At 59.9% G+C, this 7280-nt stretch carries 6 protein-coding genes; all 6 read left to right on the top strand.

All coding sequences use genetic code 11. The features are described 5' to 3' along the window. The first annotated feature begins 218 nt into the window (after positions 1 to 218). Entirely contained in the window at positions 219 to 1658 is a 1440-nt protein-coding gene (locus N7E59_RS07605) for a P-loop ATPase, Sll1717 family (RefSeq protein WP_261624317.1), read from the top strand. Between the two features lie 1332 nt (positions 1659 to 2990). Continuing rightward, on the top strand, positions 2991 to 3722 hold the full coding sequence (locus N7E59_RS07600) for a 5-oxoprolinase subunit PxpA (protein ID WP_261624316.1): 732 nt from the start codon (positions 2991 to 2993) through the stop codon (positions 3720 to 3722). Positions 3723 to 3774: 52 nt separating this feature from the next. Further along, positions 3775 to 4014: an acetyl-CoA carboxylase gene (locus tag N7E59_RS07595; protein WP_261624315.1), complete on the top strand. Its 240-nt coding sequence runs from the start codon at positions 3775 to 3777 to the stop codon at positions 4012 to 4014. A gap of 7 nt (positions 4015 to 4021) precedes the next feature. Further along, on the top strand, positions 4022 to 5383 hold the full coding sequence (locus N7E59_RS07590) for an acetyl-CoA carboxylase biotin carboxylase subunit (protein WP_261624314.1): 1362 nt from the start codon (positions 4022 to 4024) through the stop codon (positions 5381 to 5383). Then, positions 5380 to 6288, top strand: a complete 909-nt coding sequence (locus N7E59_RS07585) for a 5-oxoprolinase subunit B family protein (RefSeq protein ID WP_261624313.1) — start codon at positions 5380 to 5382, stop codon at positions 6286 to 6288. The genes N7E59_RS07590 and N7E59_RS07585 overlap by 4 nt, the downstream gene beginning before the upstream one ends. Then, positions 6278 to 7246, top strand: a complete 969-nt coding sequence (locus N7E59_RS07580) for a 5-oxoprolinase subunit C family protein (RefSeq protein WP_261624312.1) — start codon at positions 6278 to 6280, stop codon at positions 7244 to 7246. Before N7E59_RS07585 ends, N7E59_RS07580 begins: the two co-directional genes overlap by 11 nt. The last annotated feature ends 34 nt before the right edge of the window (positions 7247 to 7280 follow it).

Genomic DNA, 7280 nt, shown 5'->3' with positions numbered 1-7280 from the left:
AATGTCACCGATGTCCTGACACAGAACTGTCACACAAGTCCTGAGACATCACACGAAGTAGTGTCGCATCCTCGGCAGCAAATGTAGAGAGATGGGCTGTTTCAAGACATGAAAGCCGACCGCGACTTCTCATTCGCCGGAAACGATGGTAGAAATGCCTAACTGGTCGATTCGAGTGTCGACCATGAAATCGGACCGGTTTTCGAAGGACTCTGTTTATGAGCGCTCTGAGAGATGCTGACTTGAGGCTTGGGGATTTGGACATCGGCGAGATCGACGCCGAGTCGGACGCCGGCCTAGACGACTATTTCGTTAGGACTCCGTTCGTTGATCGAGCCATGGAGGGCCGACGCACACTCTTCCTGGGACGTAAGGGGAGTGGTAAATCGGCACTGTTCGGTCAGCTTCCGCGACTCGTTCGTGAAGCGGGTCAGAATCGGGTGGTTATCTCGATTACACCCGACCACTACGCATGGTCTGCACTGAAGGACTATAAGGAGCAGGGGTTGCTGGCGGAACAAGCCCACACCAATGCTTGGAAATTGACTTTGGCGATCGAGGTCGCGACAGCGGTTACTTCCCTCAAGCTGACGTGGACAACCGGTACGAGAAGGTCAGTAGACAAGCTGCAGAAATTCCTAGAGGACAATTTTGGAACAATAAATCCCGGAATTGCGGATACCGCAAAATCTATACTAAAAGGACTAAACTCCTTTAATTTTTCTGCATTCGGATTCGGTGTCGGTATGTCGAGCGACCCAAACAATGAACAGGCGCTCACCCCGGCATTGGCATCTCAGATCTTCACCGTCATAGGTGACGCAGTATGCGAGATTGGTGTGATGGTCACGATTGATCGTTTGGATGACTCGTGGGATGGCTCAGAAGAGGCGAAGAGTCTCTTAGTAGGTCTGTTGAAGGCCAGCAAAGAGATCAACAGTCAGTTGAGCAAGCGAACAGGCGACCTGGGTCTCCGTATCTTGGTATTCCTACGTTCCGATATCTATGATGTGTTGCAATTCGACGACAAGGATAAGCACCGTCCCACCCAAACGCCTATCGAATGGACCCCGACGGAGCTGGCACAGATGCTTGATGCTCGCCTACCGGACGGAATTGTCGTAGGACAACTCTTTGAAGAGGGCACTATGAGAGGTTCAATCGCGCCATTTAATTATATTGTGAAGAGAACATTCCTACGTCCTCGAGAGGTCCTTCAATTCTTAGATGAGTGCATAAATATTGCTGGTCTGGATGCTGTAGAGATATCGAAAGCAGACGTGCAATATGCTGAAAAGCGATATAGTTCATGGAAAGTAGATGATCTACGGCAGGAATATATAAAAGTATTCCCGGATTTTAACCGTCTTTTGGAATGCTTGAGACAGGGTGTACATCGATATGATTCATTGGATGAACTTACGCAACTACTCGAATCTAAAGATCCTGAATTAGTCGATAAGTATGGAGCTCGATTTCTCTTGGAGAAACTTTTTGAATACTCTGTTATCGGAGTTCGCCTCGCCGACACTGGACCAACTCGGTTTAGAACCGAAGATCCGGAACTAATGCTTCCCGGTTCCGCGGCCGCATACGTTCACCAGAGTTTGCACAAAGGTCTAGCTATTGTAGAGAAGCGCGCTCCAGCAAGTGGATAGTTGTACGGAAATACTTCACCCAGAGCTATGGTCGAATGAGCCTCTCTCACTGAGGACGTGGTATCCCGTTGACTAACAAATAGCGGTACGCAATGGATGTGACAAGCTCTATAAACTAGAGCCCCTGTCGGTTGGGGTGCTGGCGCTGTGTGGTCTTGGATTAGTTTTCCCGTATGCCGGCCTTTTGGCGCTGCTTATGGCAGTCTTCAATTTGGGGGACCTGTCCACGCTGGCTATGATGAATGAGGTTTCATGACCGGATCCTCAACATGAATGCGTAGGGCCTTCCGGCTAGTTGGATAATACTTCAGCTGGCCTGCGAAAAAGGGCAGTCTGAAGCGTTTTAACTTGGCCCGAGACTTTGCCGTTTGACGCCATTGACGAGGTGGTTTGCGTTGCGGAGTTTAGTGAGTCCGGTGTTACGGTCGAAAGGATCACTGGAGACTTCAGTCTTGACCCCATGACATGGTATGAGCCGATGTCCCGCACCGATATTGATCAGAGTATCAAGTCCAGCGAATACCGTATCGAAGCCATTAAGCTCCTGACGTTAGTGAGATGATATTGGGCCGATCAGTTGGTCGGATCGGCTCGGCGAAGGGTTGGTACAGGTAGTCCGGAAATCCCAAGCGGGGCCACGAAGCTGTCCCGGCCCGCCGGTTTACCGTGACCTTTTCATCGGGGCGAGGAGCACGGCGGGTCCGGCGCGTGTTCATGGCAGGGTCGCCGAAGCAATCCTGGTGATTGATATCACGTAAGTGGAGACTTCTGAGGACAGGCTCAATCTTTGCGAAGTCAACCATAGCTTCTCACACCGAATCGTCGATAGTGGAGCGACTGGAGTAATGGTCAGAGTGGCCATTAAGGTGTTCAGAACGTGGTCGCCACGCGTGTCGATTTTCCTGGCCGTGTGGTGCATTGGGTTGAAAGACTTCCGTGCCGAATCCGGAATTCTATGCGTGCTTTGACTTGTTATCGCGTGCTCGGATCCGTGCTCCGGATGGGCTTGAGCGGGGACAAGACCGGATCGGAAGGCTTCGTAGCGCTGCTGTCGAACAACGTCCTGTACCGCCTCCTCTGGAGCAGTCGCGGACCGTTGCACATCGCCAAGGTCATCCAAATCGGGCGAACCTACTACCGCGGGCGCTGGGGACCTCACACATAGACCGATTCACCCCCACAGAATTCAGAACCATCACGAACACGACTGGCACACTGGCGGCGCGACAAGAACTAGTCAGCTAACCATGTAGCAGGCTCGAGTTGCAGAATCAGCAATGGTTCTACCTCGTGCACTGTCACCGGCGACGCTTGCGACCTATCATTTGACTCATGACACTGCCTGCTCCCTTCATCAACGCCGACATGGGTGAGGGTGTCGGTCTGCATCGGTTCGGAAACGACGAGACTCTGATGGAGATCGTCGACGCGATCAACGTGGCCTGCGGGTTCCATGCGGGGGATCCCGAGGTGATGGCCGAGACAGTGCGCCTGGCTGGTGAGCACGGTGTCGTCATGGGTGCCCACCCCGGATTCCCCGACATCCCTGGATTCGGACGTCGGCGGATAGATGTGGCACCCGGTGAGGTGGAGAACCTCATCCGGTATCAGGTCGGGGCGCTGCAGTCCTTCATCCGGGTTGAGGGGCTGGACCTGCACCACATCAAACCTCACGGTGCCCTCTTCGGTCTTCTGGCCGGCGACGAGGACCGCATGCGTGAGGCGGCCCGAGTGAACTTCCAGTACGAGGTTCCGTTCTTCGGCCTCGCGGGAACAGCCCACCAGACCGTGTGCGAAGAGATGGGCGTCCCGTTCATCAGCGAGCTCTACGTCGACCTCAACTACTCCGCGGAGGGGAAGCTCCTCATCCGCCGCAGACCCGAGCTCGCAGACCCCGAGAACGTCCGCGATCGAGTCACCCGCGCCCTCGCCGGACGCCCCATCCTCTCCGAGGACGGAGCCGAAGTCATGATCGAGTTCCAGAGCATCTGCGTCCACTCAGACGCCTCCAACTCACCTGAAGTGGCCTCCACAGTCCGATCGGTCCTGGACGCCCACCGATGAACGGAAGAACCGCCCCCACCCCCCCTCCCCGTCGTTCGAAAGGCCCCACATCATGGCTGAAGTCATATCCCCGCTCCCCGGCACGTTCTACGCCGCACCGGCCCCCGACGAAGATCCGTACGTCAACGAGGGTGACGACGTCGAAGCCGGACAGGTCATCGGGCTCGTCGAAGTGATGAAGCAGTTCTCCGAAATCAAGAGCCAGGTCGCCGGAACCGTCAGCTCCATCGAGGTCGCCAACGGGGACGCCGTCACCCCCGGCACCGTCGTCGCGGTCATCGAAGAGAAATAGTCGTGCGATGAAGCGGCTCCTGATCGCCAACCGTGGCGAGATCGCCCGACGCATCCTGCGCTCGGCGAAGGTGCGTGGCCTCGAGACCGTCCTCGCCTGCTCCGAAGCCGACGAGGACAGCGTCGCAGCTCGCGAGGCCGACTCCTTCGTCGTGATCGGTCCAGCCCAGGCCCAGAAGAGCTACCTCAACATCGAGGCCATCCTCGAATCTGCCCGAGACAGTGAGGCCGATGCGGTCCACCCCGGGTACGGGTTCCTCTCCGAGAACCCCGACTTCGCACAGGCCGTCATCGATGCCGGCCTCACCTGGGTGGGACCGTTGCCGGAGACCATACGCCTCATGGGAGACAAGGCCGCCGCCAGGCGAGCGGCGGAGGAGGCAGGAGTCCCCATCCTGCCCGGAAGCGACGGGCTCGTCGACGACAAGTCTCAGGCCCACGACGTCGCGGAACAGGTCGGATTCCCCCTGATGATCAAAGCCGCCGCCGGCGGGGGAGGCCGCGGAATCCGTGTGGTCCGAGAGGCCTCCGACTTCGACGGCGCCCTGGACCAAGTGCGCACGGAAGCCCAAGCCTCCTTCGGCGACTCCCGGTTCTACATCGAACGGTTCGTCGAGCGGGCACGCCACGTCGAAGTGCAGATACTGGGCGACGGAAACACGGCGATTCACCTGGGAGACCGTGACTGCAGCATGCAGCGGCGTTCGCAGAAAGTGCTGGAAGAGGCCCCAGCACCGAAGCTGCCCGACGACATCCGTGAACAGATGCGCAGCTCCTCCGTCGCGCTCGCCGAATCCTGCGGCTACACCGGTGCCGGCACGGTGGAGTTCCTCTACGACCCGCAGCGCCGCGAAGCCGCATTCATCGAGATGAACACGCGCCTGCAGGTCGAACACCCGGTCACCGAAGTCATCACCGGCATCGACCTGGTGGCCGAACAGCTGCGCATCGCCGACGGCGAGGCCCTGGAGCTGGACCAAGGTGACGTCGAGTTCCGAGGACACGCCTTCGAGTGCCGCCTCAACGCCGAAGACCCGACGCAGAACTTCTTCCCCAGCCCCGGACGCATCACCGGGCTCACCTGGCCCGACCGTCCCTCGGTGCGCGTCGACTCAGCCGTCGAATCAGGATCCGACGTCGCGCCCTACTACGACTCCATGATCGCCAAACTGATCGTCCACGGCAGCGACCGAGCCGACGCCCTGGACGAACTTCGACAGGCCTTGGACGAGACCACCGTCGACGGGGTGGCCACCACGCTGGACCTGCACAGAAGCCTCGCAGCCAGGCCGGAACTGGTCGAGGTCACGCACCACACACACTTCATCGAGGAGACGCCTGATGTGTTGCCGAAACCGGAGCAGTCATGAGTAACCAGATCACCATTCCTGACAACGCCCGCTACACCTTCGGCGGAGACGAGTTCCTGCTGGTCGAGATCGACGAAGCGATGAGCCTGGAAGCGAACATGCGGGCCGTGGCCATCGCACGAGCACTGCAGGACCGCGACGTCGACGGTGTGGTCGAGATCTGCCCCGCCAACGCCTCCCTGCTGATCCGGTGCGATCCCGACGTCATCCATCCGCACGACCTGCGTTCCCTGGTCCAAGAGCTCGAAGAGGAGGCCAAGGCCGGCGGCCCCACCACGCTCGACACCCGGATCATCGAGATCCCGGTCTGGTACCAGGACGAGTACACCGACGCCGTGGTGCGGAAGTACCGCGAGGGCTACCACCAGGACCCCAGCGGGACCGACGTCGACTATGCGGCGGCGATCAATGGGCTCAGCGATGCCGACGAGTTCGTCCGACGCCACCACGAACAGCCCTGGATGGTCACCATGGTCGGATTCGTCGCCGGCCTGCCCTTCATGTTCCAACTGGCCGATCCCGACAAGCAGATGGAGGTGCCCAAGTACCTCAGCCCCAGACCCGCGGGAACCCCGGCGCTGACCGTCGGCCACGGCGGTGCGTTCGGGGTGATCTACTCCGTCGAGGGTGCCGGCGGCTATCAGATGATCGGCATCGCCGCAGGGCCCATCTTCGACCCCGAACAGCGACTCTCCCACTTCGAGGAGTCCATGCTGTTCTTCCGCCACGGCGACATCGTGAAGTTCACACCCATCGACGGCGACGAGTACAGGCGACTGCGGCAACAGGTGGAGGACGGCACCTTCGAATACCGGACCGTGCCCGTGCAGTTCGACTCCGGGCAGGCCGTCGAAGACCGTGAAGGCTACAACAGGACACTCATGGAGGCCCTCGATGGACGTTGAGATCATCCAGCCTGGCCTGGCGACGACGGTCCAGGACAGAGGACGCACCGGCTACTACCACCTGGGCATCCCACAGGGCGGGGCGCTCGATCAGTACTCCTACGAGCTCGGCAACGCGCTGGTCGGGAACCTCGACGGCGAGGCCGCCCTGGAGTGCACCTACATGGGCCCCGAGATCAGGGCGCACGGGCGCTGCCTCGTCGCCGTGACCGGGGCGAGTGTGGAAGTGCGCGTCAACGACGACGTCGTCCCGCAGTGGACCAGCTTCACGATGGAGACGGACGACGTGCTGTCCTTCGGCATCATCTCCGAGGGGGCACGCTTCTACATCGCCTTCGGCGGTGGAGTCGACGTCCCCGAGGTGCTGGGAAGCCGATCGACCTACCCCATCGGACGGCTCGGCGGGGTAGAGGGTCGGCAGTTGGACGACGGCGACCGCATCAGCATCGCTGGGACCGGTGCGGGTGAGGTCGGAGCCGAGATCCCCGAGGAACTGCGCCCGACGTTCCCCAAGGACCTGACCGTGCGGATCATCACCGGCCTCTACGACCACCTCCTGACCGAGAAGGGGCGGCGAAACCTCCTGGAGGAGGAGTGGAGCCTCACACCGGTGGCAGACCGGATGGGCATGCGGTTCGAGGGTCCGGGTGTGGAGTGGAAGGAACGTGAGCAGCCCTTCGGTGCTGGATCGGATCCGTCCAACATCGTCGACGCCGGCTACGCCGTCGGGTCCATCCAGATCCCGGGAGGCACACAGCCCATCATCCTGCACCGGGATGCGGTGTCCGCCGGGGGATACGCCATGGTCGGCACCGTCATCAGCGCCGACATGGACGCCGTCGGGCGTGCCGCGCCGGGGACCGTCGTGCACTTCTCGGACGTGACCATGGATGAGGCGCTGGAGGCTCGTCGGAAGCGGGGCGAGGCGCTGCGAACGGCGATCGATTCGCTGAGGTGATCACCTCCGGCAGATCGATGTGATGACAATCTCC

It is taken from the genome of Nesterenkonia marinintestina (genome assembly GCF_025420485.1).
GTDB classification, from domain to species: Bacteria; Actinomycetota; Actinomycetes; order Actinomycetales; family Micrococcaceae; genus Nesterenkonia; species Nesterenkonia marinintestina.
The sequence above is the reverse complement of the archived record's forward strand: the minus strand, read 5'-3'. Positions and strand labels throughout refer to the sequence as shown.